The sequence below is a fragment of the Acidocella aquatica genome, from assembly GCF_030160635.1.
Classification (GTDB): Bacteria; Pseudomonadota; Alphaproteobacteria; order Acetobacterales; family Acetobacteraceae; genus Acidocella; species Acidocella aquatica.
Map to the genome: position 1 here is coordinate 1 of NZ_BSOS01000089.1, position 24955 is coordinate 24955.

At 57.0% G+C, this 24955-nt stretch carries 24 protein-coding genes and 1 pseudogene; 6 read left to right on the forward strand and 19 right to left on the reverse strand.

Translation table 11 applies throughout. The features are described from left to right. Positions 1-136: 136 nt before the first annotated feature. Complete coding sequence (locus tag QQJ84_RS15665; protein ID WP_284259250.1) at positions 137-2812, reverse strand: LuxR C-terminal-related transcriptional regulator; 2676 nt, start codon at positions 2810-2812, stop codon at positions 137-139. Between the two features lie 274 nt (positions 2813-3086). On the opposite strand from QQJ84_RS15665, the gene QQJ84_RS15670 reads away from it, so the two are divergent. Further along, the gene (locus QQJ84_RS15670; protein WP_284259251.1) at positions 3087-3404 is read left to right on the forward strand and encodes a 2Fe-2S iron-sulfur cluster-binding protein; all 318 of its coding nucleotides are present in this window, start codon (positions 3087-3089) and stop codon (positions 3402-3404) included. A gap of 64 nt (positions 3405-3468) precedes the next feature. Here QQJ84_RS15670 and QQJ84_RS15675 read toward each other — a convergent pair whose 3' ends face one another. The 6 genes from QQJ84_RS15675 to QQJ84_RS15700 are packed head-to-tail and all read right to left on the reverse strand — an operon-like array spanning position 3469 to position 7627. Then, a complete protein-coding gene (locus QQJ84_RS15675) occupies positions 3469-4296 on the reverse strand; it encodes an SDR family NAD(P)-dependent oxidoreductase (protein WP_284259252.1) in 828 nt (275 codons plus the stop codon). Between the two features lie 17 nt (positions 4297-4313). Next, on the reverse strand, positions 4314-5063 hold the full coding sequence (locus tag QQJ84_RS15680; protein WP_284259253.1) for an SDR family NAD(P)-dependent oxidoreductase: 750 nt from the start codon (positions 5061-5063) through the stop codon (positions 4314-4316). Continuing rightward, complete coding sequence (locus QQJ84_RS15685) at positions 5063-5587, reverse strand: VOC family protein (protein ID WP_284259254.1); 525 nt, start codon at positions 5585-5587, stop codon at positions 5063-5065. Before QQJ84_RS15685 ends, QQJ84_RS15680 begins: the two co-directional genes overlap by 1 nt. Positions 5588-5609: 22 nt before the next feature. Then, entirely contained in the window at positions 5610-6011 is a 402-nt protein-coding gene (locus tag QQJ84_RS15690; protein ID WP_284259255.1) for a MaoC family dehydratase, read from the reverse strand. Then, the gene (locus QQJ84_RS15695) at positions 6008-6463 is read right to left on the reverse strand and encodes a hypothetical protein (protein WP_284259256.1); all 456 of its coding nucleotides are present in this window, start codon (positions 6461-6463) and stop codon (positions 6008-6010) included. Before QQJ84_RS15695 ends, QQJ84_RS15690 begins: the two co-directional genes overlap by 4 nt. Further along, positions 6464-7627, reverse strand: coding sequence for an acyl-CoA dehydrogenase family protein (locus QQJ84_RS15700; RefSeq protein ID WP_284259257.1), 1164 nt, complete (start codon positions 7625-7627; stop codon positions 6464-6466). It abuts the gene before it with no gap. A 211-nt stretch (positions 7628-7838) separates the two neighbouring features. Between QQJ84_RS15700 and QQJ84_RS15705 the strand changes: the two genes are divergently transcribed. Continuing rightward, entirely contained in the window at positions 7839-8564 is a 726-nt protein-coding gene (locus QQJ84_RS15705; protein ID WP_284259258.1) for an SDR family oxidoreductase, read from the forward strand. A 28-nt stretch (positions 8565-8592) separates the two neighbouring features. After that, the gene (locus QQJ84_RS15710; protein ID WP_284259259.1) at positions 8593-9810 is read left to right on the forward strand and encodes a cytochrome P450; all 1218 of its coding nucleotides are present in this window, start codon (positions 8593-8595) and stop codon (positions 9808-9810) included. Here QQJ84_RS15710 and QQJ84_RS15715 read toward each other — a convergent pair. The 4 genes from QQJ84_RS15715 to QQJ84_RS15730 all read right to left on the reverse strand — a co-directional run bounded on the left by QQJ84_RS15715 (position 9807) and on the right by QQJ84_RS15730 (position 13452). Further along, complete coding sequence (locus QQJ84_RS15715; RefSeq protein ID WP_284259260.1) at positions 9807-10706, reverse strand: alpha/beta hydrolase; 900 nt, start codon at positions 10704-10706, stop codon at positions 9807-9809. The two genes, QQJ84_RS15710 and QQJ84_RS15715, sit on opposite strands and share 4 nt — an antisense overlap. Before the next feature lie 4 nt (positions 10707-10710). Then, positions 10711-11919: a cytochrome P450 gene (locus tag QQJ84_RS15720; RefSeq protein ID WP_284259261.1), complete on the reverse strand. Its 1209-nt coding sequence runs from the start codon at positions 11917-11919 to the stop codon at positions 10711-10713. A 24-nt stretch (positions 11920-11943) separates the two neighbouring features. Further along, a complete protein-coding gene (locus QQJ84_RS15725; protein WP_284259262.1) occupies positions 11944-12798 on the reverse strand; it encodes a TIGR03619 family F420-dependent LLM class oxidoreductase in 855 nt (284 codons plus the stop codon). A 126-nt stretch (positions 12799-12924) separates the two neighbouring features. After that, positions 12925-13452, reverse strand: coding sequence for an ester cyclase (locus tag QQJ84_RS15730; protein ID WP_284259263.1), 528 nt, complete (start codon positions 13450-13452; stop codon positions 12925-12927). A gap of 602 nt (positions 13453-14054) precedes the next feature. On the opposite strand from QQJ84_RS15730, the gene QQJ84_RS15735 reads away from it, so the two are divergent. Then, a complete protein-coding gene (locus tag QQJ84_RS15735; protein ID WP_284259264.1) occupies positions 14055-15014 on the forward strand; it encodes a VOC family protein in 960 nt (319 codons plus the stop codon). 340 nt (positions 15015-15354) lie between these two features. Here the strand turns inward: QQJ84_RS15735 and QQJ84_RS15740 are convergent, their stop codons facing one another. The 7 genes from QQJ84_RS15740 to QQJ84_RS15770 all read right to left on the reverse strand — a co-directional run bounded on the left by QQJ84_RS15740 (position 15355) and on the right by QQJ84_RS15770 (position 21377). Further along, the gene (locus QQJ84_RS15740) at positions 15355-15987 is read right to left on the reverse strand and encodes a TetR/AcrR family transcriptional regulator (RefSeq protein WP_284259265.1); all 633 of its coding nucleotides are present in this window, start codon (positions 15985-15987) and stop codon (positions 15355-15357) included. A gap of 60 nt (positions 15988-16047) precedes the next feature. Beyond that, positions 16048-16872 (reverse strand): SDR family NAD(P)-dependent oxidoreductase, encoded by an 825-nt coding sequence (locus QQJ84_RS15745; protein ID WP_284259266.1) that lies wholly within the window; start codon positions 16870-16872, stop codon positions 16048-16050. 11 nt (positions 16873-16883) lie between these two features. Further along, positions 16884-17273 carry a carboxymuconolactone decarboxylase family protein gene (locus tag QQJ84_RS15750; RefSeq protein ID WP_284259267.1) on the reverse strand — a complete coding sequence of 130 codons (390 nt, stop codon included), beginning with the start codon at positions 17271-17273 and terminating at the stop codon, positions 16884-16886. A gap of 28 nt (positions 17274-17301) precedes the next feature. Further along, on the reverse strand, positions 17302-17613 hold the full coding sequence (locus QQJ84_RS15755) for a 2Fe-2S iron-sulfur cluster-binding protein (RefSeq protein ID WP_284259268.1): 312 nt from the start codon (positions 17611-17613) through the stop codon (positions 17302-17304). A 4-nt stretch (positions 17614-17617) separates the two neighbouring features. Continuing rightward, positions 17618-18826, reverse strand: a complete 1209-nt coding sequence (locus tag QQJ84_RS15760; protein ID WP_284259269.1) for a cytochrome P450 — start codon at positions 18824-18826, stop codon at positions 17618-17620. Positions 18827-18963: 137 nt separating this feature from the next. Continuing rightward, complete coding sequence (locus QQJ84_RS15765) at positions 18964-20124, reverse strand: hypothetical protein (RefSeq protein WP_284259270.1); 1161 nt, start codon at positions 20122-20124, stop codon at positions 18964-18966. Beyond that, a complete protein-coding gene (locus tag QQJ84_RS15770) occupies positions 20124-21377 on the reverse strand; it encodes a sulfotransferase family protein (RefSeq protein ID WP_284259271.1) in 1254 nt (417 codons plus the stop codon). The genes QQJ84_RS15765 and QQJ84_RS15770 overlap by 1 nt, the downstream gene beginning before the upstream one ends. Positions 21378-21428: 51 nt before the next feature. On the opposite strand from QQJ84_RS15770, the gene QQJ84_RS15775 reads away from it, so the two are divergent. Together QQJ84_RS15775 and QQJ84_RS15780 are read left to right on the forward strand one after the other, a co-directional pair. Then, complete coding sequence (locus QQJ84_RS15775; protein ID WP_284259272.1) at positions 21429-23027, forward strand: GMC family oxidoreductase; 1599 nt, start codon at positions 21429-21431, stop codon at positions 23025-23027. Positions 23028-23042: 15 nt separating this feature from the next. Then, a complete protein-coding gene (locus QQJ84_RS15780) occupies positions 23043-24566 on the forward strand; it encodes an aldehyde dehydrogenase family protein (protein WP_284259273.1) in 1524 nt (507 codons plus the stop codon). Positions 24567-24719: 153 nt separating this feature from the next. Here the strand turns inward: QQJ84_RS15780 and QQJ84_RS15785 are convergent. After that, a pseudogene (locus QQJ84_RS15785) lies at positions 24720-24848 on the reverse strand (helix-turn-helix domain-containing protein); the annotation flags it as partial. Between the last annotated feature and the right edge of the window lie 107 nt (positions 24849-24955).

The following is a 24955-nucleotide window of genomic DNA, read 5'->3' on the forward strand; positions in this document are numbered from 1 at the left end:
CGACATCGAGGGCGTATGAATGGCACCCGTGACCGCGCAGCTGATGATGACTTTGTTGTCGTGCATGGGGCTCCCTTTAAATCTGAATGATCAACATGGCGTCCGGCGCCAGGGTGCCCCTCTACCGCCGGATAGGTTAAGCCAGGATACCCAACTGGCGTGCCCGCATTACCGCCTGCGGCCGGCGTCTAACTCCCAATTTGTCGTAAATTTGTTGCATATACCACTTAACGGTTCCCTCAGTCAGACCGAGGCGATCGCCAATTTCACGGTTGCGCAGACCACCCGCTACCATCCCCAGAATATCAAACTCCCGGTTGGCCAGCTTACTGCCCAGGCCACAATTTTCTTCCGGCTCAATCACCGTCCCTCCTCTAAAAGCCTTCACCAGCTTCGCTGCCAGCCGGTCCGGCGGCGTGTCCAGCACAGGGCCTTGACCGTAAGCTTCAACAATAAGCGAGCCGATCACATCGCCTTCATCCAGAAAAATCCTGGTCCAGCCAGTGGGTGCGGCAAGTGAGACAGCTTCTCGCACCGCGCGCCGGGCTTCTGAACGATTGCCTGCCTGAACCGCAATTTCAGCCAGCAGCAGCTCAAAGCTCACAACAGAGCGCAGCACTCCCGTGCGCCGCGCCAGCTCACACCAGCGGCTGGCGATTTTGCGGGCCCTAACCAGACGATGATTTTGAATCTCGAGTCGAAGCCAGGCGATGGCGATGCTCTCACTGCGCCGCAGCGGATTGAGAGTCGGCAACGGCTCGGCGGTTGGTGCCAGAGCGCTGTTGTCGAACACCGACTGCGCCTGAGCCGGCCGGCCGTTACGCAGGAGAATTCGCACCTGTTCGGCCACCACCAAGGCACGCAAACGGTCCAATCCGCACTCAATGGCAATCAGATTGGCTTCCTCGAGTCCTTTCAGGGCACCATCGACATCACCGGCTGCCACAGCCAATCTGGCGCGAACCAGATGTCCCGCTGATAACTGATCAATAAAACCCCACTGCCGCGCCACGGGAATATGCGCATCAACCAGTTTGCGCGCCTGCTCAAGGTCGCCACAATCGTAAAGCAATTCTGCAAGTGGCAAAGCGGGCAAAGCTGCCAGCCCCGAACCTTCCCCCTGCAGCGCGCAGGCGAGGGTAAGCGCCTCTTCCAGAAAATGCTTGGCGGCATCAGTCTTGCCTTGCACTACCAGCGTCGGCGCGATCGAGGCTTTTAATGCAATTGAAGCGAAATCCGCACCCGGGCGGTTGAGCGCACGCCTTGTTTCCGCTTCAAGTCTCTGGATGTCCTGAAAGTGATAGAGCTCACGCCGCGCCGCCATGAGCTGCGCCAGCAACGTACAGCTCAGATATGCATAGTTATCGCCCAGATCAGCGAGAAGTTTAGCTGCTGAAACCTCAACTTTCGGCATGTCGTCCAGCGCCGCATCCAGCATGACGCGCCGGTGATCTATCATGCGTTGCAAATGCATATAACGGTAATCCTCTATGCCTCCTTCAGCCTGTAGAGAATTAACGTGCCGTGTTGCAAGATCAATCAGTTTTTCCGCCGAACTGAAATTCAGCCGGCGGATACTGCGCCACGCCAGCGACAGCAAAAGCATAGGCCGTGTCGCCATGATTGAGCAAGGAATTGATGAGCTTAACTCCTCAATCCGGTATAAATGCCCCTCATAGGTTAAGGGCTCTGCCAATAGGTCAAGCTGATCCGCCAAAAAAATCTGATCCCGGCTGAGCGCCGCGTGTTCAATGGCCCGGAGTGACTGGCCGGTGGCGGCAAAATGCTGGCTCGCCAGGCGGTGCAGTTGACAGGCTCGATCGGGATCATAGTTGTTCAGGCGTCGAAGCACCATCGAACGAAAAAGCTTATGATATACGTAAGTACTCTTTTCCACGTCGACCAGTTCGACAAAGAGCCCTCCTGATTCGATCAACTCCAGCATCTGCCGACCATTATCGCGTTCCGTCACGGCAACGCAAGCGCTCGGCGTCAGCTCGTCCAAAATGGCAGTACTCACAATAAAATTGCGCACCTGCTCCGACTGAGGCCGCATCACCTCCTCGACAAAATATTGCTCTATATCGACCGAAAGCGGTCCGGCTTTCGGTGAACTCTTCGTTTTCGACGGCGTACGAAAACGCATCCGTGCGCATGCCATTGCGATGCCGGCGGCCCAGCCATCCGTTTCGTCAACCAATTCACGCAACGCTTCATCCCCAACCGGCGGAATGGACTTGCGGGCCATAAATTCCAGCGTATCATCATATGAAAACTTTAAATCTCCTGCTTTTACTTCGTACAATAAACCTAGCGAATGCAGCCGCGCCACCTGGATTAGGGGAGAACCACGTGAGGCAATGATGGTGGTGAGAGAGTCGCGCGCGATGGCGATGATATCGCCAATCAAATCCAGAATGGGGCGGTTGAGCATGTGGGCATCGTCAATCACCAGAACCGGAGGCTGTGGCTGGGCGGCGAGCAAATCAGCAATATATTCCGCGGGCGAATTGTCTCGTGGCAATGTTGGCCAAATAAAATCGCCTTTGACAAATGCTTCCGTCAAAGTGGAGACAAATTTCTCCGCCGTGGAGATACCCTTACGCGGGGCAACCCACAAGACTTTGCGCCCCTGCTCTGCAAAACTCTGAGCCCATTGCACCATCGCCGAGGTTTTGCCATAGCCGGCCGGCGCGCTCACCGTCGTCACACGGGAGTTGCCAATATCGTCGAGAAACCCGAGCAGCCGTTCACGTGCAACAATAGCCCCTTCAAGGCGCTTGGGCTCAATCGCGGTCGAGACAAATCCCACCGGTTAGTCCTCCTTCTTGATTTTCGGTCCACCCTAAAAGGATAGGTACATCCAACTGAAGCACAACCTATCCTCCAGAGCAAGACCCTATCTTTTGTCTGACGAGTTTAATGATTTTATTCATTTTCCCCCGATCCCTAATTTAAGTAAAAAATCATTGATTGACCTGATCACTCATGGGTTTCCCTCCTTTTGGAAGGTATGGCCCTATTGATTTTTATCATCTAAGCGACTCTCATTCACTTCCAGATTACAAAAATTCAGGAATTATATAATGCCACACCTTATTGTCACCACGCGCGAAAACAAGGAACAAAGCGTAAGCGGCAAAGCGGGCGCGACCGTCATGGAGATCATCCGCGATGCCGGAATTGACGAGCTTTTAGCCCTTTGCGGCGGTTGCTGCTCCTGCGCCACGTGCCATGTATACGTCGACCCCGCTTTTGCCGCAGCGTTACCGCCGATGAGCGCCGATGAGAACGATCTACTGGATGGATCATCGCACCGGAACGAGACGTCACGGCTATCCTGCCAGATTTCCTTCGCTGACGCACTCAACGGCCTGAAGGTCACCATCGCGCCAGAAGATTAAAGCAAACCTGATGTTTCAGGGTGACTGGGCGTGAAGTCACCCTGAAACAATGCCGCTTTTGCCGCTAAAGCTGGTTACTTCCCGCACTCGCAAAAAGCTCCTGGAAATGGACGACACTCGGTTGATGCGCCGTGAACCCGCCATCAACAGGGATCAATGCGCCGTTAATGAAGACCGATTTATCGGAAGCCAAAAACGCGACAACGTCAGCTATGTTGCGCGGGGTGCCAAGGGTGGGGTTGAGTGTGTGCTGCAGCAGTATATCTTTCACAGCCTGCGGCGTCGATTCAATGGCATTTTGCGTCAACACAAAGCCTATGGCCACTACATTTGATCGGATGCCGCTCTTGCCGTACTGGGTCGCAATAAACCGGCTCAAATTGATCAGCGCCGCCTTTGAACTTCCATAGGCAGTAAGCGTAACCTCCCCCAGCAACCCAAAGCCAGACGATGAGTGGATGATTGAACCGCCGCCATTCGAGATCATCACCGGCAACGCATGCTTACACAAGAGCATTGGGCCGCGCACATTCACGGCCATTGCAGCATCCCAGGCGCTCGTCTCAATGTTGATCACGTCGCGGTCTCCCGCACGCTGTGCATTGGTCTGGATCGCGGCATTGTTGTGGACGATATCGATCCGCCCGTATTTTTCGACCACCTGGCAGACGCTGGCGGCAATCTGCGCTTCATCTGTGAGGTCGAAGGCCAATGGGAAGGCTGCGAGTCCTTCGCGCACCAGCAATGCTGCGGCATGTTCAACGCCGGTTGCATCAATATCGGCAAGAACCACTGTTGCACCGTGCTCGGCCAAAACCCGCGCACTTTCCAGCCCGATCCCGGTTGCCGCCCCCGTAACAATTGCCACTTTATTTGCGAGAGACTTCAACATTTTTGCTACCTAATTTGTTATAGACTGAAGCCACCATCAACAATAAGTGTTTGGCCCGTTATGTAACGCGCCTGTTCAGAGGCCAGAAACGCCACCGCCTGCGCCACCTCATCACCAGTACCAAAGCGTCTCAATGCAATGCGGTTGCGTTGAGTTTCCCAAATTTCCTCGCTGTATAGATCTTTTAAAAAAATTGCGCCCAGCCCTGCATCGATGATTCCAGGTGCAACCATGTTGGCGCGAATGCCAAAACGGCCTTCTTCCTTGGCAATTGCCCGCCCCAGCATTTCGATGCCTGCTTTGGGCACAGCCGAGAGAGCGTCCCCCGGTGGATAGCTATGCGCGGCAACTGAGACCACGCTAACAAAATTACCCAGTTGCTGGCGGCGGAAGATCGGCAATGTCGCGCCAACCACACGAATAAACCCCATCAACTCAGTCTCAATAACCTCGCGCCATGCGGCCTCGCCGATTTTACTGACAAAGGGCTGTTTGATGGACACGCCGCCAGCAAAAACCATCGTGCCAATACCGCCCGCCTTCTCCGCAAAGCCGGCAATTGCTTTGATTACGCCTCCCGCATCGCCAAGGTCGCATTGCACCGGCACCGCAGCGCAATGCGCACCAATTTCCTCCGCAAGAGCCTGCGCCATATCGGCACGGGACCGGTAGCCAATCGCGACAGTATCCCATTCCCCGGCCAAACGGCGACAGATTGCGCTTCCAAGCCCGCCAGACCCACCAATGACGAAGGCATTGCGCGACATCACTTCACCTCGGTGGATCCGGGCACCTTATACGCGAATTTACCTGGCGCGTGATACCATTTGCCATCGTCATGGCTCTCATACGGCGCCGCGACCTCAATTAAGACACCATGCGCGCTCTTCGGACCGATCCAACTCCAGGTCTGCCAGGGCATGTCCTTATCGTTATAGGTTTTGCCATTCTCGAACACTTGAAGCCCCTCGGCTTGAGCACGCGCCATTGCACCTGGAACATCATCTGTGGTGAAACAGAGGTGATGAACATGCTCGCCCACCTTCTCCAGCCGGTCACCAAGCGGCGTGCCGGGTGCAGGCTGGATAAACTGAATCTCCGTGGAATTCTCATTCACGAAAGTGGCCCATTTCATTCCCTGGTCGTCACCGCTGGAGAATTCATCATATTTTACGATCGGCTTCTCGAGGGAAGCCGGATCGAAAATTCCTAGAATTTTGGTCCAATCCGCGATGGATTTATCAAGGTCCTTAACCAAAATGCAAACATGGGCAAACGGTCCGCTAGGCATGATGCCTCTCCTTCAATCGTTATTACAAAACCAGTTGTGTCAAAATAGCCGCAGTGCCCGAGATCACCAATCGCTGCCCATCGGCACGCAGCCAAACATCGCAATTCACCCGGCCATCTGCAACGCCGGTCACAATACCTCCTGCTTGGAGCTGGTCCCCTGCATACACGTTATCGACGAACTTGGACTCCATCGCCTCAATCCGTCCCCCCGGAAAAGCGGCCAGCAGCATATTCATAACATAAGCAACATTTGCTGGACCCTGATTGATTACACGGCTACCAAGACCTTTTGCCTTTACAACCTCAACATCGAGATGAATCGGATTCGGATCGCGCAGAAACACGGCCCATTTCTTCATTGCCTCGGCGGACACCGACTCGATGATGAAAGCCGGCAACTCCTGACCAACAGCGTAACTCATGCAAGCTCCCTCCGCGGCAGCACCCAGACGTTTTCCGTTTGTAATACTTCAGCATCGGTTTCGTCGCGCAGACTTAATCGGTAGGTCAGTACGTCCATCACACCTAGCTTGCGGCTACGCTTGCGTACTAGCCCAAGAATTTTTCCCTTTACGCGATAAGGCACCCCCACCATCAATGGCTTCTGGAATACCACGCCAGAGCTGCCCATCATCGGCCCATCATCAACATCAAATTTACAAACATTACAAACACCAGCGACGGTTTTTCCCATCGCAACCTGCGTTGCGATATAATAATAGATCGGGTGTGCACAGCCATCCGCCGCCGGCGCAACGCCTGTTGATGCGCACAGCTCCGCATTTTCCTCTACCGAAATGACATAGATCTCGGTGCCGTCCAGTGAGATCCCAGCAACGTCCGGCGCTGGGGGCAGTTTGGAATTTTCAATCATTTAAAAAGACCTCGGCAATCCGAGACTCTCGGCAATCGAGTTGCGCACCATTTCATTGCTGATTGGTGTCATACGTAAAATCCGGTGGTCACGCCAGTAACGCTGCATGTCCGTCTCAGCCGAATAACCCATACCACCCAAGATCTGGATGCCCAGGTCCGCCGCTTTCACGGCATTTTCAGAGGCGACCATTTTCAGCATATTGGCCTGCACGCCGCAATCTTCTCCCTTGGCCTGCAACCACGCCACATAGTTCAGCAACAACTCCGTCTGCTGCTGCCATGTAGCGATATCAGCAATGTAATGCTGGATAATCTGAAACTGCCCGATCGGCTTGCCAAATGCGTGACGCTGCATGGCGTAGGCCAGAGCATCCTCCAGCACGCCGTCGATCGCACCGAGACATTGCGCGCCGACCATAATCCGCTCGTTGTTGAGTGTAGACAACATCATGTACCAAGCCTTGCCCGGCTCGCCGAGCACATCCGAATCCGGCACAAAGACATTATCAAGGGTCAGCGAGCATGATCCCATGGCCCGCATACCAAGCTTGGGCAGGAGCGTCGCGGATACACCTTCTGACTTTGCGTCCATGAAGAACAATGTCAGGCCATGATGCCGTTTTTCAACATTCTTGTCGCTACGCGCCAAAACCAGGATGCGGTCGGCTACACGCGCGGCCGTGGTCCACATTTTTGCGCCATTCACACGCCAGCCGCCGTCAACCTTGGCCGCGAAAGTTTTCATTGCGCCCAGCACATCGGTTCCACCGCCTGGTTCCGTCATGCCCATGGAAACACGCAGATCACCCGCGGCCATCGGCGGTAGCCAGCGCTGCTTCTGGTCCGGCGTACCGTAAATACCTATGGATTTAGCACCGGCGAAGGAGGTCAGACCCCAGGTCCACAGCAAGCCACCGGCCGTACGGGCCAGTTCACGGGCAAATATCATCTGCATCATGATATCACCCCCTTGGCCGCCCCATTCCTCGTCGATCCCGATTCCGAAGAACCCGGCCTTTTTCAGCTTATCCCAGAATGCAAATGGATAATTCAGCTCATCGGCCTCAAGTTTACGCATCCAGTCCTTTGGCGCCTCGGCATCTACCCAGCGGCGCACCATGTCGCGGAATGCCAACTGCTCCTCGGAAAATGAAAAATCCATGTCATCCCGCTCTATTTTATCTCGTTATAGACGTCCTCCCGGAGCATCTATCTGGGGTGTCACGTTAGAACCCGGATTGCTCTGAGAACCTATCTAAGGGCAGGGCGTAATCTACACACTTAAAAACCTTGACAAAGCCCTGTCTGAAGAGAGGTACCCGCCTCGGAAAAACCAGCTTGCTACAAACAAAGACAAACCAAATGAGGAAGTCATGGGAGCAATCGCAGGTAGGGTTGCGGTAATCACCGGTGCATCAAGCGGCATCGGCGCCGCGATCGCGCGTGAGTTATCAGAAGCGGGTGCGTATCTGGTATTAACCGCCCGTCGCCAGGACCGGCTGGAGGCTCTGGCTGCCGACCTTCCCGGTAAGAGCGCAGTTCTCAGCGCCGACATCACGATGCCCGAGACCCCGGAAACCCTCCTTGCTTTTGCCACCGCCCAATTCGGCCGGGCAGATATTCTTGTCAACAATGCCGGGATTCTTCGCGTGGGCCCCCTGGATACGTTTGATCTGGCGCATCTGAGCCCGATGATCGCCACTAACTACGAGGCCCCTGTGCGCACCAGCTATGTATTTGCCCGCGCTATGAAAGCGGCCGGCGGTGGATCCATTGTCAATATCTCAAGTATCGGCGCGCATCTCACCGCCGCTGGCGTTGGCATCTACGGCGGGTTAAAAAAGGCCCTGGAAATGGCCTCCGATGCGCTACGCATTGAGCTTGCCGGGTCCGGCGTGCGGGTCGGTCTGGTCGCCCCCGGCACCACGGCCACTGAAATATTTGCCGACATGAAAGCGCACGGCGAGCAGGGCTGGGATGAATATATCACGCCATTGCAACCAGAGGACATCGCTCGTGCAGTCCGTTACCTGCTTGAACAGCCCGCGCGCGCAAACGTTGCACGCATGCACGTTTACGCCGCCGCCGACTCCCACTGAATCCACCAACACCCCCGGAGTTCCAGCCATGACAATTTCTCCTTCCCAACTGCCAGCGCATGTGAGTCCAGACCTCGTGCGTGACTACCCGATCACCTATGGCGGCGTGACTGCGGAAAACCCGTTTACGACGATCATCCCCGGCGTGCATAAATTGCCTGAGGTTTTTTATGCGTTGGATGCCTATCCCGGCTTCACTCCCGCCTGGATCGTCCGGCGGACTGAGGATTTGCGGAAAATATATTTTGATACCGAACATTTTTCCAATAAGGACTTTGCACCTTTTGCGAAGATCATCGGCGAGACGTGGAGCAGCCTACCGGTGGAAACCGACCCGCCGATGCATGCGCTGTACCGCGCTTTCGTGAATCCCATTTTCACGCCGAAGGCAATGACGCAGCTGGAAGGCCGTATCCGAGGCTATGCGCGCGAATATGTCGAAGGGTTTAAGACTACCGGGCGTTGCGAGTTTATGGCGGATTTTGCTTTCGAATTCCCGATTAAGATATTTCTTGAGCTGATGGGGCTGCCACATGAGCTCACGCCTCGGTTCATGGCCTGGGAAATGGACCTTCTGCACAACTCCGACATGGGCCGCCTCGCCCAGGCGACCCGTAACGTGGTGGACTACCTGCGCGGCGAAATCGCCGACCGTGAAATTAATCCCAGGGACGACCTTATCAGCTACGGCGTAAAGGCCACCGTTGATGGCCGCAAATTGACAAATGATGAACTGGTTGGCTTCGCCTTCAATCTGTTCATCGGCGGACTAGATACCGTATCCACCAATATGGGTTGGCAGTTCCGGCATTTGGCCGAACATCCCGAAGACCAGAGAATGCTTCGCACCAATCCCTCGATGATCCCTGATGCCATCGAGGAGATGATGCGCGCATATGGCGCTGTCACTACGTTCCGCACCTGTATCAAGGAAACCGAGATCCGCGGTGTGAAGATCATGCCCGGCGACAAGGTCGCAATGTCAACCGCGATTGCCGGACGCGACCCGCAGGAATACGACCGCCCGAACGAGGTGGTCCTGACCCGCAAGCCGCATCATGTAAGCTTTGGCTACGGACCGCATCTATGCGTTGGCATGCATCTGGCCCGGCGGGAGATGCGAATTGCAATGGAAGAGATTCTGGCTGGACTTCCTGAATTCGCCATCGCTGACGGCCAGACCCTGCAGGCACACCTGGGCGGCATTATTCAGCCAGTCGAACTTCCGTTGGTGTGGAAGGTCTAACGGGGCAGGCTCGAAATCCAAATGTCAAGCCGGTCCCAGAGTCGATGGCGCAAAGTTGCAAAATTGTGGCAATGCGCCGTTTCCGGCAAAACCATTAGAGTGACATCCGGGCTTGCCCGGAAATAGCCCACTTCGGCATGTGGGTGGGGACTGGTGTCGATTGCGCCATGCATCACGAACACTGGACAGGTGATTTCCGCCGCAGCCTGATGCACGATACCAGGTTGTAGCGCGTCGCGCCCAAGGCACGCCGGTGTCAATGACCCATCGGCCTCGTCTGCTTCAATAAGCGCCAGAGGAACATCCGGAGCATAAAACAACGCGCGCATAACCAGGCGGGGCGAGGCGAGATAGCCTGGCTGAATCGCTGCTGCCATAGTGGCGGGGTCGGCATCCACCAGCACCATCGGCTCATTGGACCAACCCAGAACAACCAGACGGTCGAAGGATTTATGGCTCGCCTGTTGGGTAATAACCATCATCCCGCCGATCGAATGGCCGACGCCGGTTACCGTAACCTTGCCGGCGCGGGCGAAGGTTCTATCGGTAAGGCCGGCAACTGCGTAGCGGGTTGCCTGGTCATTCGCCGCGCTGATTTTTAGACGGCTGAGCAACGTCTCAGGTTCCGGACTCGTGCTTTCCCCCATGCCAAGCAGGTCGACGGCGAGCACAGCGCGTCCTTTCGCCGTAAGATGTTCCGCGAAACTATAGCCTGCAAAACCCGGATAGTTGGCGTGCCAGTAGCGGCGCCGGTAGCCGCCACCATGCAGGCAAACCAGAAGTTCCAGTGCATGCCCATCTGGTAAGGCATCGGGCATATGCAGTGAGGCCGCCAATTGCGCATCAGCGATCCCTGCCGCGGTCGAAACATCGATCCGCAGCTCGATGGTCTTCACACTGTTAGACTTGCCACACGAGCGGCAATTTGCGGACCTGAATGATGGATCCCATCCAGAACGGCACAGGCTGCGATTTATCCAACTCGAACGCCGGCAGACTCGCCAGCATCTCCTGCATCGCGATCAACAGTTCGCGGCGCGCCAAATGCATACCGAGACAGCGGTGAGAGGAACTACCGAAGGTCAGATGACTCGGCTTGCGATCGAAGCGGATTTCATCCGGGTGGTCCCAGGCTTCCGGGTCACGTGCAGCGAGCGAGGTCGACATCGCCACTTTATCGCCCGGCAACATTTTTACGCCATGAAAATCAACTTCCCGCGTGACAGTACGGTAGGTGGTCACCGCGCCATAGGCACGCAACAGCTCCTCAATCGCCAGAGTAAGCTTGGCCGGGTCAGCGCGTAGCTCAGCCTGCTGTTCGGCGTGCGCCGCCAGATGATAAAGATGCAGCCCAATGTTGGCCGTTACGGTGTCCAACCCGCCAACGAACAGGTTGAAGCAATAGCCGTAGACCATTTCGTTTGTCCAAGGCTTGCCGTCGAACTCATAATCAAGGGCATAGGTAATCAAATCATCTTTCGGATTTTCTCGTCGCGCCTGAATTGCATCCAGTAGGTATTTTTTGACCTCGTGCGTGGCCTTGATCCGCGCATTCATGTCCGTGGTGTGCAGCAAGTCGTGTTCCCAGGATAGGAATTGGGGAATCTGTGACTGGTCAAGACCGAACAGGTCAAGGAAGATAGTGACCGGGAAAGGTACCGCGAATTCAGACACGAAATCGCAATGGCCGCGGTCCTTGAATGTAGCGATGAGGCTGCGCGCCCGATTGCGCACCATATCGTCGAGCGAGAACATCTTCGCTGGCGCGAACACAGGATTCAGCGTGCGCCTGACCTGGGCATGCGGCTCGCCTGTCAGTTCGGTCGGCACCAAGCTCCAGTCCTCGCCGATAAACTGTGCGAAGCCAGAAAAGCCCTTTTTCGTGAACAGATCGTCGTCAGCGTAGACTTCCTTCAGATACTCGGAACGCCTGACAACCCAGGCACCTGTCCCACCCGGATAAATGTTCGGGCACCAGAAAATGGGTGGGGTGGTGGCGTGCACATGAGCGAGTTTCGTCTCGTACACGTTCTCGAAATAGACCGTACGATCTGCAATTGTGCAATCGTGAACGAGATTCGATGGAATGTGTGATGGAAGCGTAGACATTATATATTTTTCCTCAAACTTTAATCAGGCGATATGCGGCATAATTTCCGTCGCGACCCAACGCAAGCGGTCGGAGTACTCCGCCAGCCCACTAATACCCGGCGGCAACGGCACGATTGTCTCGGTAATGCCAAGCTCGCTAAGCCATCCGATCTGGTCGAGTATCTTCTGTTTGCTCCTCGTACCGGGCGCGCGCGGATCGTCCAGCACCTCATGATGCGCGCCGACATTCAACATTTCGAGCGCGAAGAACACGTTGATCGGCCGCCCATCGTATTCCCGTTGCGATTTGATGAAATCAATGCATGCAGGAAACTTCTCGGGTGGCGTGCGGAACGGCGACCAGCCATCACCAAATTTCGCCACGCGCTTCAAAACCGGCTCCGCGTCACCGCCAAGCCAGACTGGCAGGCGGGGGCGCTGTACCGGCTTGGGTGCGAAACCGATGTCCTTGAAGCTGACGTATTTACCCTCGAATTCGGGCGCATCCATTGTCCACAGCGCTTGCATCGCGGCAATGTATTCATCGGCGATTTTTCCGCGCTCATGAAAATTTACACCGAGCATGTCGAATTCTTCCTTCAGCCAGCCGACACCAAACATTGCCTCGGCACGACCGCCGCTCAACCAGTCAAGAGTCGACCACGCCTTGGCCTGTACAATCGGGTTTTGCAAAGGGACGATTGAAACCGAGGACGACAGCCTTAGATTTTTAGTGTGCCCGGCTATAAAGCTCAAAGCGACCGGGGTGTGAAAATAATGATCGCCCGAGAGTGCAATATGTTCATTTGGGATGATAAAATGTTCGCCCAACATACATTTATTGAAACCAAGCTGGTCCGCGAGCGCCATCGCCTGGCCAACCTGCGCGCCGCTCAAGGCTAACTCCCAAGGTTGCACCATGGCTGCCACATGCATGGAATTTGGAACGCCAACGTTAAGTTTCATTCGTATTGCCTAAATAAAAAAGGGCGGGGTAACGCAACGTCACCCCGCCAATGAGATTTATTTGTACGGATCCACTGGTTGCGGCGCCGCAATTACGCCTATATCGATCAGCATCGAATACACATCCGAGATCGAATAGATATGCACAATCTTGTCGCCCTCGAAACGGAGCCAGGAGAACCAGACAACATTCAGGTCATTGCCGGTCGGTTTGATGCCCATGTAATTGCCGCCTGTATGCTTGCCATGGTGATGGCAGAGCACGCAAATCTCGTTATCACCGCGGCCCCACGCCTTCAGTGTGCGATAAATAGAAGGCGGGAAAGTCTTGTACAGCCCCTGTGGCGAGGTCTTCCACACCTTGTAGGTCCCCAGGTCAGGGCGGTTAGGGTTGTCATAGGTCATTTTCTCGGTGTCGAAGAATGCGTCCATGCCATCCCAGTCACCACGGTTGATGACCTCGTGGAGGTTCATCCACTGGTTGACCATGAAAGCCTGGCGCTCTGTCAAGCCGGCGGTAATTTCCGCACGCTTCTCTTTAGAGAGCACGAAATCTGCGTTTGTAAATGCGGGAAGTCCACCCATAGCTACTCCTTAAAATATTTGCCCTTATGGCATTGTTACGCGATAACGAGCGTTCTTGCTCCGCTCCGATCCTTGAGGACGATAGGTTCTCATGCCGACCTTGGTCTCATCTCACCTACCATTCGGAGGGGTGCCCAAACTGTGGGCCTGACAGATGGCCCCACCCAAGCCATAACTGGAGAAGACATAATGTCATTAGAGGTAATTCCAGACATAATAAAAACCCAGGAGATCACAGCGGAACCGTATGACGCCCTCAACCGCTCCGGATGCAGTGATCAAGTGCTCCGGGATAATTAGTGTTAAGCGGCTGCTTCCGAAAGCGAGGACTTTCCTCGTGCAAATTAACCGGCAGGACGAAAGCAGCAGAAACGGCCATCGGCGTCAAACCGCGCCAGCCCGCCGCTTAGGTGCCTCGCCGCCGCAGATACCTATCCAACGTAAGGTGCGCGATACCCTGAACATGCGTTTTTAAACCTAAAGAGCGCGCCCGAAAGACAAAACACAATTTTTTTCAATGAGTTAAATATGCTGTCTAAAATCCTCGGCCCGCAACCTTGTTGTTCCAGCCCCCATTTTAAAACCATGTTAAGGATCAGCCTATGACAGATACCAGTACTCAGGTTCAGGGACAGCGCCGCCCCGGCGTGCTGGGCGTGCATTCGGTGGACCATTTCGCCATTACGGTTCCCGACCTCGCAAAAGCGTCCCAATTCTACTCAACTTTCGGCCTGGAAGCGCGCGCCGAAGGCAATGACCTGGGGCTGTATACCCTTGGCGGCACGCATCGCTGGGGCCACCTGCAACAGGGGACGCGGAAAAAATTCGGCCACCTTTCCTTTGGTATTTTTGCCGATGATCTGGCCGCCTTCAACACCCGCCTCAACCAGCTCGACATCGCCCGCCTCGCGCCGCCCCCAGGGCATGATGGAGACGGCATCTGGTTTACCGACCCTGACGGCATCCTCATCGAATTGGCCGTAAAAGCAAAATCATCGCCGGCGGAAAAATCCGTCTTCGCCGCGCTCTCCGTTCCCGCCGGCGTCGCCGGCGCCCCGGAGCGCAGCAAGGTCCAGCTTGTCCACCCCAGGCGGCTTAGCCATGTCGCCATCTTCACGACCGATGTCGACCGCGCGGTAAAGTTCTACACCACCACCCTCGGTATGCGCTTGTCAGACCGCTCGCGCGAATTCGTCGCTTTCATGCACGGCGCGCACGGCAGCGAGCATCACATGATCGCGGTGCTAAAATCCAACGGCCCCGGCATTCACCATTGTAGCTGGGATATCGGTTCGGTGAATGAGATCGGCCTCGGCGCGATGCAGATGGCCGTAAAAGGCTACGCCGCCGGCTGGGGGCTCGGCCGCCATGTGCTTGGCTCCAACTATTTCCACTATGTGCGCGACCCCTGGGGCAGCTATTGCGAATATTCGGCTGACATGGACTACATTCCGCCCTCGGCCGACTGGCCTGCGGGCGATCATGCCCCCGAAGATTCCATGTTCCTCTGGGGCCCCAACCCGCCCGCCGATTTTGTTACGAATTTCGAAACCACCGAATAAACAATGAACTATTTTATAAATAAATCGTACTGAGAATGCCAATGGAACGTCCGCCGAACCACGCAAATATCGTAGTGTTGAGCGGTAGCCACTGCGGGAGACACTGGAATAACTAACAACAATATTGAACTAGCGGGCAAAACCGGCATCGCGGAAACACATGGCTACCACTCTGCGCCAAGAGGGTTTCGTGGTCATCAACCCCACCGGCAAGGCGATGCTCATCACCGGCGGCGGTCACCGGCGCGCGTGGCCAGATCGCCTTGCAACTCGCCCGCTTTCTCGCGCCGAACGTGTGACCGGCACAACCCGCACGCGAACGTCATCATCCGGCTGTAAGTTACCGTTTGCACATTTTGCCTAAAAACTTATCCAGCTCCACTTTTCCCGCCTCGGTTACCAGTGGAGTAAAAACTTTGCGTACCACGTCCTCAAACCGCACCACCGTTTCCTCGCCAAAAATTAGCCCAAACAACAGCGGCTCATAAATCGTCCCGGCCATGATGTTGTAGACAATCACGTCGTCTCCGACGTCGCGCAACAGCCCTACGTCCACCGTCATCTTTACAATATGCGTGAGCATGTCCTGCATATACGCCCGCTCGTCCTGCATCCGCGCGGCCACAATCTTGCGCATGCGCGCGAAGGGCGAGACCATCGAACGCGAGACCTTGCGCTGTTCCGGCCGGGCGAACCAGCGCGTCCGCGCCTCCACATAGGCCAGCAACTTTTCCAGCGGATTGTTCAAACCCTGCGCAGGCAGCCGTGGAATTTCCATGGTCTGCAACGCATGCGTCACTGCGGCGATGAACAGATTTTCCTTGCTGCCGTACACATCGTAAATCGTCGCGGTAGAGCAATGCGCCTGCTCCGCGACCTCCATTATCGACACTGCTTCAAAAGCCTTTTCGGCCAGCAATCGCATCGCGCATTCCAACACGCGCTGTAGCGATTGTGTCTTTTTGTCCGCCATGCTCCCGCCTCTCCATGCGCGCCGGTCCAGCGCGTAAGGAGTTTGCCACTAAAGCCCGGCTTACGTAAGTTTCGCCGCAGGCACAATGATCTGTGGATTGACGATCTGTTCCTCGATAAAGCCATCCCAATCGCGCGCCCGCCGCACCAGCAGTTCGCGCACTGCTTCGTCGGTTGGCAGCATGAAGCGGTTGCTTACAATCGCCTCCACCACCTGCTCGCCCACCTCATCCGCCTCCATGAGCCGGAACATCGCCCCCGGCCCCCTGGTATCGGTCGGCGGCCCAAAGCTGCGCAGCGTGCTCATAATATTCGTCTTCACCGGCCCAGGGCACAGCACCGTCACGCCAATTCCTTTTGGCCGCAGATAAAGCGCCAGACCTTCGGAAATCTGAATAATCGCCGCCTTGGCCGCCGCATAGGGCGCGCGGTCGAACGAATAAGTGAACAACCCGGCGAAGGACGCGGTGTTGACAATATGCCCTTCGCCTTGCGCCAGTAGCAGCGGCAGAAATGCCAGATTGCTGCGCACCACAGAGAGTAGATTGAGGTTCAAAATCCGCTGCCATTCCTCCAGCGGAATCTGCTCCGGCAGTCCGCGCGTGAGCACGCCGACATTGTTCATCACAATCGCCACACCGCCGAACCGCGCCAGCACGAGCGCCTTCAACTCCTCAAAGGCGCGGTCCTGGCCAACATCACATTTCACGCCAACCGCCTGGCCGCCCGCTTGCGTAATCTCGTGCGCCACCGCCAGCGCGCCGGCCTCATCAATATCAGCCACCACGAGGTTAACCCCGCGCTGCGCCAACGCCAACGCGCTGGCGCGCCCGATGCCGCTCGCCCCGCCGGTTACAACCGCTGTCTTGCCCTGTAAATTTTCCAAAATCGCCTCGCTCAGCTTTCGACAAGTTTATGTTTGCGGAACACCGTCAACGCCGTGGTGCGCGCCACACTCGCCGCAGGGAAACCGGCATAGCCCGAAGCGTGGTAGATCACTTCCTCTATTTCGCTTAAGGACAACCCGTTGCGCAGCGCCACCAGTAGATGCACTTCCAGCTCATCGCTTGCCCGCAGCGCGATCAATATGCTCAACGTGACCAGACTGCGCGACCGCAAATCCAACCCAGGCCGCGTCCATAATTCAGAGAACACGTTACGTAATGCCAACTCACCAATAAACGCGCCGAACTCCGGCGAACGCGCCGCACCATCCAGCGCCTTGGCCACCTCCGGCGACAGCATTTTCGCAACCACATCCAAACCAGCCTGGCGGCGATCCGTCATTGGTTTTCTCCCCTTGTCCGTATATTTTTTACGTCTGGTTTTCCGGCAGATGCACCACCATCCCATCCATCTCCGCCATCACCGTGATCTGGCAGGATAAACGCCAGCTGGTGTCAGCATCATCGAGAATCGAAAGCTCGATTTCCTCCGCCGCCGGCACGTGCGTCACCCAATCGGGTGCCAACTGCACGCGACACGTCCCGCAAGCCGCCGCTCCGCCACACTCGGCGGCAATGCCGGGGATATCATTAAGCACCGCCCCCTGCATTAGCGTGTACCCAACCGGCAAATCCACCGGATCCTCGCGGCCGTCATGTTGAATGTAGATAATACGCGTCATGTTCTCAGCCCCACACCAAGTTCAACGACCGCACCGCCAAATTCAACCCGCCAAAAAACTTTGGTGGCCGCGCCTGATCAAGCCGGAACTCCGGAATCCGCTTTAGCCACTCCTCAAAAAACACTCTCATCTCCAACCGCGCCAAGTTGGCACCAATACAGCGGTGTGGCCCCATGTTGAACGTGGCCAGCGCCTCCTTGCGGCCCGGGCACATGCTCTCCGCATTCTCAAATGCCACCGGGTCATAATTCACTGCTGGCACCATCAGCATGAACATGTCGTCCTTTTGAATCGCCACACCATCAAGCTCGGTGTCCCGCGTCGCCCGCCGCACCGCCATGGCAATGCCATGCAACCGCAACATCTCCTCCATCACCAACGGTATCCGTGTTGGGTCGGCCCGTAGTTCCGCCTGCAACGCCGGATGCAACGCCAAATACCGCGCCGTGAAGCACAAGGCATTCACCACGGTCTCCAGCCCGCCAAGGAACAACAAAACGGCGTAATTGAGGATTTCGTCAGGTGTCAACCGTTGGCCGCCAAAATCCTTGGTCACCATCTCGGAAATCAGGTCGTCGCGCGGTTCAGCCATGCGCGCATCCACAGTCTCTTTCAAAATTGCTGCAATTTTCTTGATGCTCGTCATCCGCACGCACGGATCTGGTGCGGCCGTCGCATCCTCCGCCAGTTGACGGAATTCCTTCAGCCGATCCGTCGGCATGCCAGCAATATTAAAAAACAACGTCGGCGGCAGCGGCTCCGCGACATCGTTCATAAACTCGCAATACCCCTGCGCCGCGACCGCGTCGATCAACCCAGCCGCCATCGCGCGCACGGCACCTTCAAGCGGTGCTACGCCCTTCGCGGTAAATTTTGCATTTAGCGGGGCGCGATATTGCGTATGCCGCGGTGGATCAAACGTCAGAGGAATCAACACCGGCTGTTCCGCCATCGCGGGAATCCCCCGCGTGACGCTGGTGAAAAGCTCGGGGTCGCAGGCCACCTGTCGCAGTTCCTCCTTGCCGGTGACAACCCAATGCCCACCGTAGCGCGGCGAATAAAACAGCGGCGGCGCCTCCTTGTGGAGAGACTTCATCCGCTCGTGCGGATTTTCCAATAGCCGCGCATCGTAGATGTAATCAAAATCATAAACCCGCTCCAGCGGTACATGCCCTGGAATGGGAGCAAGTTCAGTCTTCTCTGCCGCACTCATCGCCATCAGTCCCTTCAGGTACAAACATCTTTAGGAGAGCAGCATCCGCCTGCGTATTAATCCCGGGACCATAGCTCGGTCATTTCATAGAAGTCCTATTAAAAAACCTTCGTTTTATTTTTGTCCGCCCCGCACGCTCACCAGCGGCGGCGCAGTTGCACACCGCGGCGGCGCTGCCGCAAGGCTACCTGGCGCTCCTCCGGCGTTACAACCGGGGTCTGCGGCGGCAACGCCGCGCGTAAGTCTGCAAGCGGCACGGGCGTAAGCACTGGAGCCGGACCGGAACTGGCCTCGGTCCAACGCAGCATAACCGACCCTTCGCTCCAGCCCCCAGGGTCCAGCCAATTGGGCACGCCGGGGTCTTCCAGCGCAATCACGGCGCGGAAGCTGCCATCGCTATCCAACCGCGCCTGCCCGCCGTTCAGGCTACCCTGACGGTTCAGCCAGTCGATCGCATTCCACAGAGGGTCGCCCAATTGCACGTTCCAGTACCGCACGCGCTCGGGCAATGCGGTCTCAAGAACCAGCACATGGCCAGGCTCCAGCTTGAACAAGCCCTGGTAGTAGTGTTGCCCGGCAACACCGCCGCGCCCAGCCCAGTCGTCATGCTCAAAACTGTTGACGAGTTTTTTCTCACGCTGCCCTGCCATGTGGCGCAACCAGAGTCCGGCGTAGCGTTTGGGGTATCCGGCCAGACGTTCCAACCGCCGCGCGGTTTCGGCGGCATCCAGCCGGAGCGGTGCCAGCGGCTTGTCCATTCGCTCGATGGCGAAACGTCCATCGCGCCCCACACCCCAGTCGTAAGAGGCTTGGCGCAGCACCAATGTCCGCGCTCTAGGATCTATTTGCCGCCAATCCCCGTGCCAATTTGCCGGCTTCTCGGCACTCAACAACAGTTCAAAAGCGCCGCTGGCGTTCAAGGTCAACGTATCGAAATCTATCAGCCCAAGTGAAGGCCCAAGTTCATCCATCACCCCCAGGCCGCCAGCGGAGATATCCAGCAGCACGAATAATCCGTCGCCACGCGTGCCGGCAATGCGGTACACCCCCGTTCCGTCGATCGTTGCCTGATAATACACAAAATCAGGATTTGCTGAGCTTGCATTAAAATGCGTGTTCACGGCGGGAACAAAATCCGGTCTGTCAGGGTCAGCGAAAGTGCTGAAAAACCCTGATGATATACTGAGAAAAAAAAGCCGGTAAGCCTCTTGGCGCAATGCCTCATCCGCCGGATTGGCAAGCAGTGGGAGCAGTTCATCCGTGGCGCTCAGCAGCTGCAGGTACTCCGGCCATTCCATCAAATGTAATCCTTATAGGCCTGTATATAGTCATTATACACATCACGCACCCGTGCCCCGGTCAAACCATAGTCTTCCAGTGTATATGTATGTCTTCCATGCTTGTCGGCGGGGTTTGCGGCCAGCCATTGCGTAATGCCGGCAGCGGTTTCGCTGGAAAAAGCTATCCCCGCAAAATCATAAATTCCCTGCACCGCGCCGACCGGATCACGCGAAATATCCTTGTAACGCAGATCATACATCGGCATGTCCGGATGCGCTGCGCGCTGCGCCATCATTTTCACCTGGCCGTCATGCCACAGGTGCAATAGCTCCTCACCAAGCTCCGCGCGGTCTTGCCGCGCGAAGACCATGCTGCGCAGCGATTCTAGTAAACGGGAAATCGAAGCCAGTACCGTAACCGGATCACGATGCGGCTGCACAAACATGGCATCGGGATAGACCGACAGAAGTTCAGGAATATGGTAGGCATGTTCTTGTACCTTCAGTACCCAGCGTGCGCGCGGATTGCGCCAGGCCAGATGTTGCAGCCACATTTTATGTACCTGATAGGCAAAAACCGTATTTGCATTCAGGTACCATTGATAGTAATCGCGCAACCGGAACAACATTGGCAGGTTAAGGCTCTGGAACGATGTTTCCAAAATCATTCCGCATTCCTGCGGAATCCAGGCGCCGATCGGGTGCGCCTTGCGCACTTCCGCCAGCGGACCAACAAAATTCTCGTCGACATATTTATCGAACGCCGCGGCACGCGGGTCACTACGGAAAGTCGCGGCTTCCGGCGGCGGCGAAGGCGCCGCCACCTCCCAGGACATCGGCGTGCGCACATTGTCATCGGTCCCAATCAACGCATGCAACAGGCTAGTGCCGCAGCGTGGCAAGCCCAGAATAAACACCGGCCGCTCGATTTTGACCTCCGCAATTTCCGGGTAGCGAAGCCGGTCGGCGGCAATCGCCGCCAACCGGCTCAAATTGTTCTGGAACTGCGCAATCGCCCTTCCACGGCCATCGTCTTTCAGCCCTTGTTCCCTCGCCAGCGACGCCAGCGCGGCGGCCAGTCCCGGGCGAACCTGATCGCGCAACACATCTGGCAGCGCCACCTCGTTCAGAAGATTCTCGACGATGTTGTTATTACCAGCCATTCCACCGTACTCCATTTTTATTTGCCCCCAAAGGCAAACAATCGAGCCTCGACGCACCTTCCGTTGGAGAGGTTTCTCACCCTGGCGCCACAGCCAGGGTGAGGGCATTATCATAAGGCGGCAATGATGCTGGCCAGGAAAATACCGGGTAGGTTTCCTTTGCAAAACAGCTACGACTACATCATCGTCGGCGCCGGCTCCTCGGGCTGCGTCCTGGCCAATCGCCTCTCGGAAGACCCTTCAACCACTGTTTTGGTGGTCGAAAGCGGACCCGACGACACCAGCCCGCTCATCCGCATGCCGCGCGGCATCGGCAAGCTTCTAGTGCCCGGCAACCCGCATGTGTCTGCCTACCAGGTCTCCCCACGCGGTAACGCACCCGTTGAAACATGGCTCAAAGGCCGCACCGTCGGCGGCTCTTCCTCCATCAACGGCATGGTCTATGTGCGCGGCGCCCCGGCTGACTACGACGGCTGGCGCGATCTTGGCTGCACTGGCTGGGGTTGGGATGACCTCGGCAGGCATTTCGTCGCCCTGGAGGACCATGAACTCCCTGCCAACCAATGGCGCGGCAAGGGCGGCCCGCTAAAAATCAGCATGCAGCCTGCCGGCTCCCCCGTTTGCGCCGCGCTGCTGCAAGCCGGCGAGGAAATGGGCGTTGCCCATGTCGATGACATGAACGGTATTCCCGCCGTTACCGATGGCGGCATGAGCTACCAGCCCACCACCACCTTCCACGGCAAGCGCTTCTCCGCCGCCCGCGCGTTCCTTACCCCCGTACGCGGCCGCGCAAACCTGCACGTGCTGCCCGAAACAGAAGTCCTGCGCATAGAATTCCAGAACCGCCGCGCCACCGGCGTGTCCTTGCGCAACAAAACCGGTACCCACAGCGTCGCCGCCGCACGCGAGGTCATCATCAGCGCCGGCGCCATCCAGTCGCCAAAACTGCTGCAATTATCGGGTGTCGGCCCCGCCGCTTTGCTCGCCAGCCTCAATATACCTCTGGTCGCGGACTCGCCCAACGTGGGCCGCAACCTGCGCGAACACCGTTACCTCTCCACTCAATACCGCCTGCGCGGCGGCAGTCTCAACGCCAGCCTCTCAGGGCTCGGCTTGCTGCGCTCGGTGCTGCAGTATTTACTGTTCTCCAGCGGCCCGCTCACCCACGCCGCGCACGAGGTCGGCGGCTTCGTGAAAACCCGCCCGGAACTCACCCGCCCAGACGCGCAAATCGGCCTCGGCCTGTACTCCATGCGCCCCGGTAAAGCCGGCATCGAAATCGACAAATACCCCGGCCTCAACGTCATCGGCTACTTCACCAAGCCGGAGAGCCAGGGTGAAATCCGCATCCAATCCGCTGACCCGGCGGTCGCGCCGATCATCGAGGCCAATCATTTCACCGCTGAGATCGACCGCATCAGCGCGGTCTCGCTATTCCGCTGGCTGCGCCGTTTTGGCCAGCAACCAGCACTCAAACCCTGGATCACCGAGGAAACCGACCCAGGCGCGCGCATCCAAACCGACGAGGACGTGCTGCAAAACGCCATCAGCCTTGGCGGCACCGCCTTCCATATCGCCGGCACGTGCCGCATGGGTGCGGATGATGCCGCTGTGCTCGACCCGCAATTGCGCGTACGGGGCGTGCAGGGCCTGCGCGTGGTGGATACTTCCATCATGCCCACCCTCGTCTCGGGCAACACCAATGCCCCTGCCATGGCCATCGCCCTGCGCGCGGCTGATTTCATTCTCAATCGCTAAAGCCAAGGATCGCGCATGACAATTCCCTTCACGCACATCAACCGCCTATACATCGACGGCGAGTGGGCTGGCGCACAGACGCATGAGGACATCATCAACCCCGCGACCGAGGAGGTTATCGGCAGCGCCCCTGTCGGCACGTTGGAGCACGCGCACGCCGCCATCGCCGCCGCACGCCAAGCGTTTGACCATGACGCCTGGCCCTGGCTGAAAACGTCCGAGCGCGCCGACATCATGCGCCGTCTGCACGCGGCCCTTCTGGCCCGGCGCGAGCAGATCGTGGCACTCATCGTCGCCGAAGTCGGCTGCGCCCAGGGCATCACCAACGCCATGCAGGTGGACGCCCCGCTCGCGCATTTTCTCTCAGCGCTTGAACACGCCGCGCGGGAACAAACCGTGCAACTACCCGTGGAATCCACGCCCAACTTCATGAACCCTACAGGCCCACAAATACTCGGCGGCACCACCGTCATCCGCGAGCCTGTGGGCGTGGTCACCGGCATCACCGGCTACAATTTCCCCTTCCTGCTAAACCTCAGCAAAATCGTCCCGGTCCTGCTTGCCGGCAACACGCTGGTCCTCAAACCCTCACCTTTTACGCCTTTCTCGGCACTTTTATTCGGCGAAGCGGCCTTGGAAGCTGGCATACCCCCCGGTGTGCTCAACATCATCACCGGCGGTCCTGATGTGGGCACCCTGCTCACCACCGACCCACGCATCGACCTCATCACCTTCACCGGCTCCGAGACCGTGGGTGCTGCGATCATGGCCCAGGCCGCTCCCACGCTTAAACGCATACATCTCGAACTCGGCGGCAAATCCGCACTCATCGTGCGCGCCGACGCTGACATCGAGCGCGCCGCGGCCATGGCCGTTGCCATCCTCTCAGTCAACGCCGGGCAGGGTTGCGCCATCCTCACCCGCCTGCTGGTACACAACTCCATCCGTCGGCAATTCGTGGAAGTCGCCAAAGCCGTTGCCAAGCATTGGAAAATCGGCAATCCCGCCGACCCCAGCGTGCTAATGGGCCCGCTGATCCGTGAATCCCAGCGCACCAAAGTCGAACGCCTGATCCAGTCCGGCCATGAACAAGGCGCCAAACTCGTCCACGGCGGCGGCCGCCCTGCCGGCTTACCAAAGGGCTTTTTCACCGAAATCACCCTGTTCGATGACGTCGACAACGCCATGACCATCGCCCAGGAGGAAATCTTTGGCCCCGTCGGCGTGATCATCGGCTTCGACACTGATGACGAAGCCATCGCCATCGCCAACGACTCCCGCTATGGCCTCAACGGCGGGATCGAAACCGCAGATGCCGCCACCGGCTTCGCCATGGCCAAACGCATCCGCGCCGGCAGCGTCTCGCTCAACGGCGGCACCGGCAAAATGACTTTTGCTCCCATCGGCGGCTTCAAACGCTCAGGCATCGGCCGTGAATATGGACCGGACTGGCTGAAGGAATTTACTCAGGAGAAGTCAATCTTTTATCCCGTGGGACACAATTCTGATTACTTTATATCCGCTCATAACCGGCGTTGATGATTTCGTTCCTGCATCTGTCTGACGTGAGCATGTTTAGAATGGGGTAGATTGTAGCTGCGATGTTTTGATGTGGCCGCCACCGGCAGCCGCATTGAAAGGCGCGATACCGGCTACACCAAAACCTCCCCAACCCCCCATACAATTAACCGGCGAATACTGCAGCATCTTGGAAATCGTGTTCCGATGAACCCCAAACCGCCGCGCAGCCTCGCGGTGGCTCAAACCATCGACCATCACGGCTCGCCGGACAGCACCATAAAGTTCCACTCTAAACTCCATGTGGCCTGATTTAACTCGTTCGCCCAATATTTTTTTATTGTTAGCACTACTTTGGCATATTTTATTGACTTCGGTTATTTTTAGGCTTCCCGAATCGGCTTTTGACT

Coding starts and splice junctions, on each gene's coding strand:
- QQJ84_RS15675 (WP_284259252.1), bottom strand. CDS start 4,296: ATGTTGAAGTCTCTCGCAAATAAAGTGGCAATTGTTACGGGGGCGGCA.
- QQJ84_RS15705 (WP_284259258.1), top strand. CDS start 7,839: ATGGGAGCAATCGCAGGTAGGGTTGCGGTAATCACCGGTGCATCAAGC.
- QQJ84_RS15680 (WP_284259253.1), bottom strand. CDS start 5,063: ATGTCGCGCAATGCCTTCGTCATTGGTGGGTCTGGCGGGCTTGGAAGC.
- QQJ84_RS15700 (WP_284259257.1), bottom strand. CDS start 7,627: ATGGATTTTTCATTTTCCGAGGAGCAGTTGGCATTCCGCGACATGGTG.
- QQJ84_RS15690 (WP_284259255.1), bottom strand. CDS start 6,011: ATGAGTTACGCTGTTGGTCAGGAGTTGCCGGCTTTCATCATCGAGTCG.
- QQJ84_RS15740 (WP_284259265.1), bottom strand. CDS start 15,987: ATGGCGGACAAAAAGACACAATCGCTACAGCGCGTGTTGGAATGCGCG.
- QQJ84_RS15720 (WP_284259261.1), bottom strand. CDS start 11,919: ATGTCTACGCTTCCATCACACATTCCATCGAATCTCGTTCACGATTGC.
- QQJ84_RS15670 (WP_284259251.1), top strand. CDS start 3,087: ATGCCACACCTTATTGTCACCACGCGCGAAAACAAGGAACAAAGCGTA.
- QQJ84_RS15710 (WP_284259259.1), top strand. CDS start 8,593: ATGACAATTTCTCCTTCCCAACTGCCAGCGCATGTGAGTCCAGACCTC.
- QQJ84_RS15770 (WP_284259271.1), bottom strand. CDS start 21,377: ATGCCCTCACCCTGGCTGTGGCGCCAGGGTGAGAAACCTCTCCAACGG.
- QQJ84_RS15730 (WP_284259263.1), bottom strand. CDS start 13,452: ATGGGTGGACTTCCCGCATTTACAAACGCAGATTTCGTGCTCTCTAAA.
- QQJ84_RS15755 (WP_284259268.1), bottom strand. CDS start 17,613: ATGACGCGTATTATCTACATTCAACATGACGGCCGCGAGGATCCGGTG.
- QQJ84_RS15780 (WP_284259273.1), top strand. CDS start 23,043: ATGACAATTCCCTTCACGCACATCAACCGCCTATACATCGACGGCGAG.
- QQJ84_RS15685 (WP_284259254.1), bottom strand. CDS start 5,587: ATGCCTAGCGGACCGTTTGCCCATGTTTGCATTTTGGTTAAGGACCTT.
- QQJ84_RS15735 (WP_284259264.1), top strand. CDS start 14,055: ATGACAGATACCAGTACTCAGGTTCAGGGACAGCGCCGCCCCGGCGTG.
- QQJ84_RS15750 (WP_284259267.1), bottom strand. CDS start 17,273: ATGACGGATCGCCGCCAGGCTGGTTTGGATGTGGTTGCGAAAATGCTG.
- QQJ84_RS15765 (WP_284259270.1), bottom strand. CDS start 20,124: ATGGAATGGCCGGAGTACCTGCAGCTGCTGAGCGCCACGGATGAACTG.
- QQJ84_RS15760 (WP_284259269.1), bottom strand. CDS start 18,826: ATGAGTGCGGCAGAGAAGACTGAACTTGCTCCCATTCCAGGGCATGTA.
- QQJ84_RS15695 (WP_284259256.1), bottom strand. CDS start 6,463: ATGATTGAAAATTCCAAACTGCCCCCAGCGCCGGACGTTGCTGGGATC.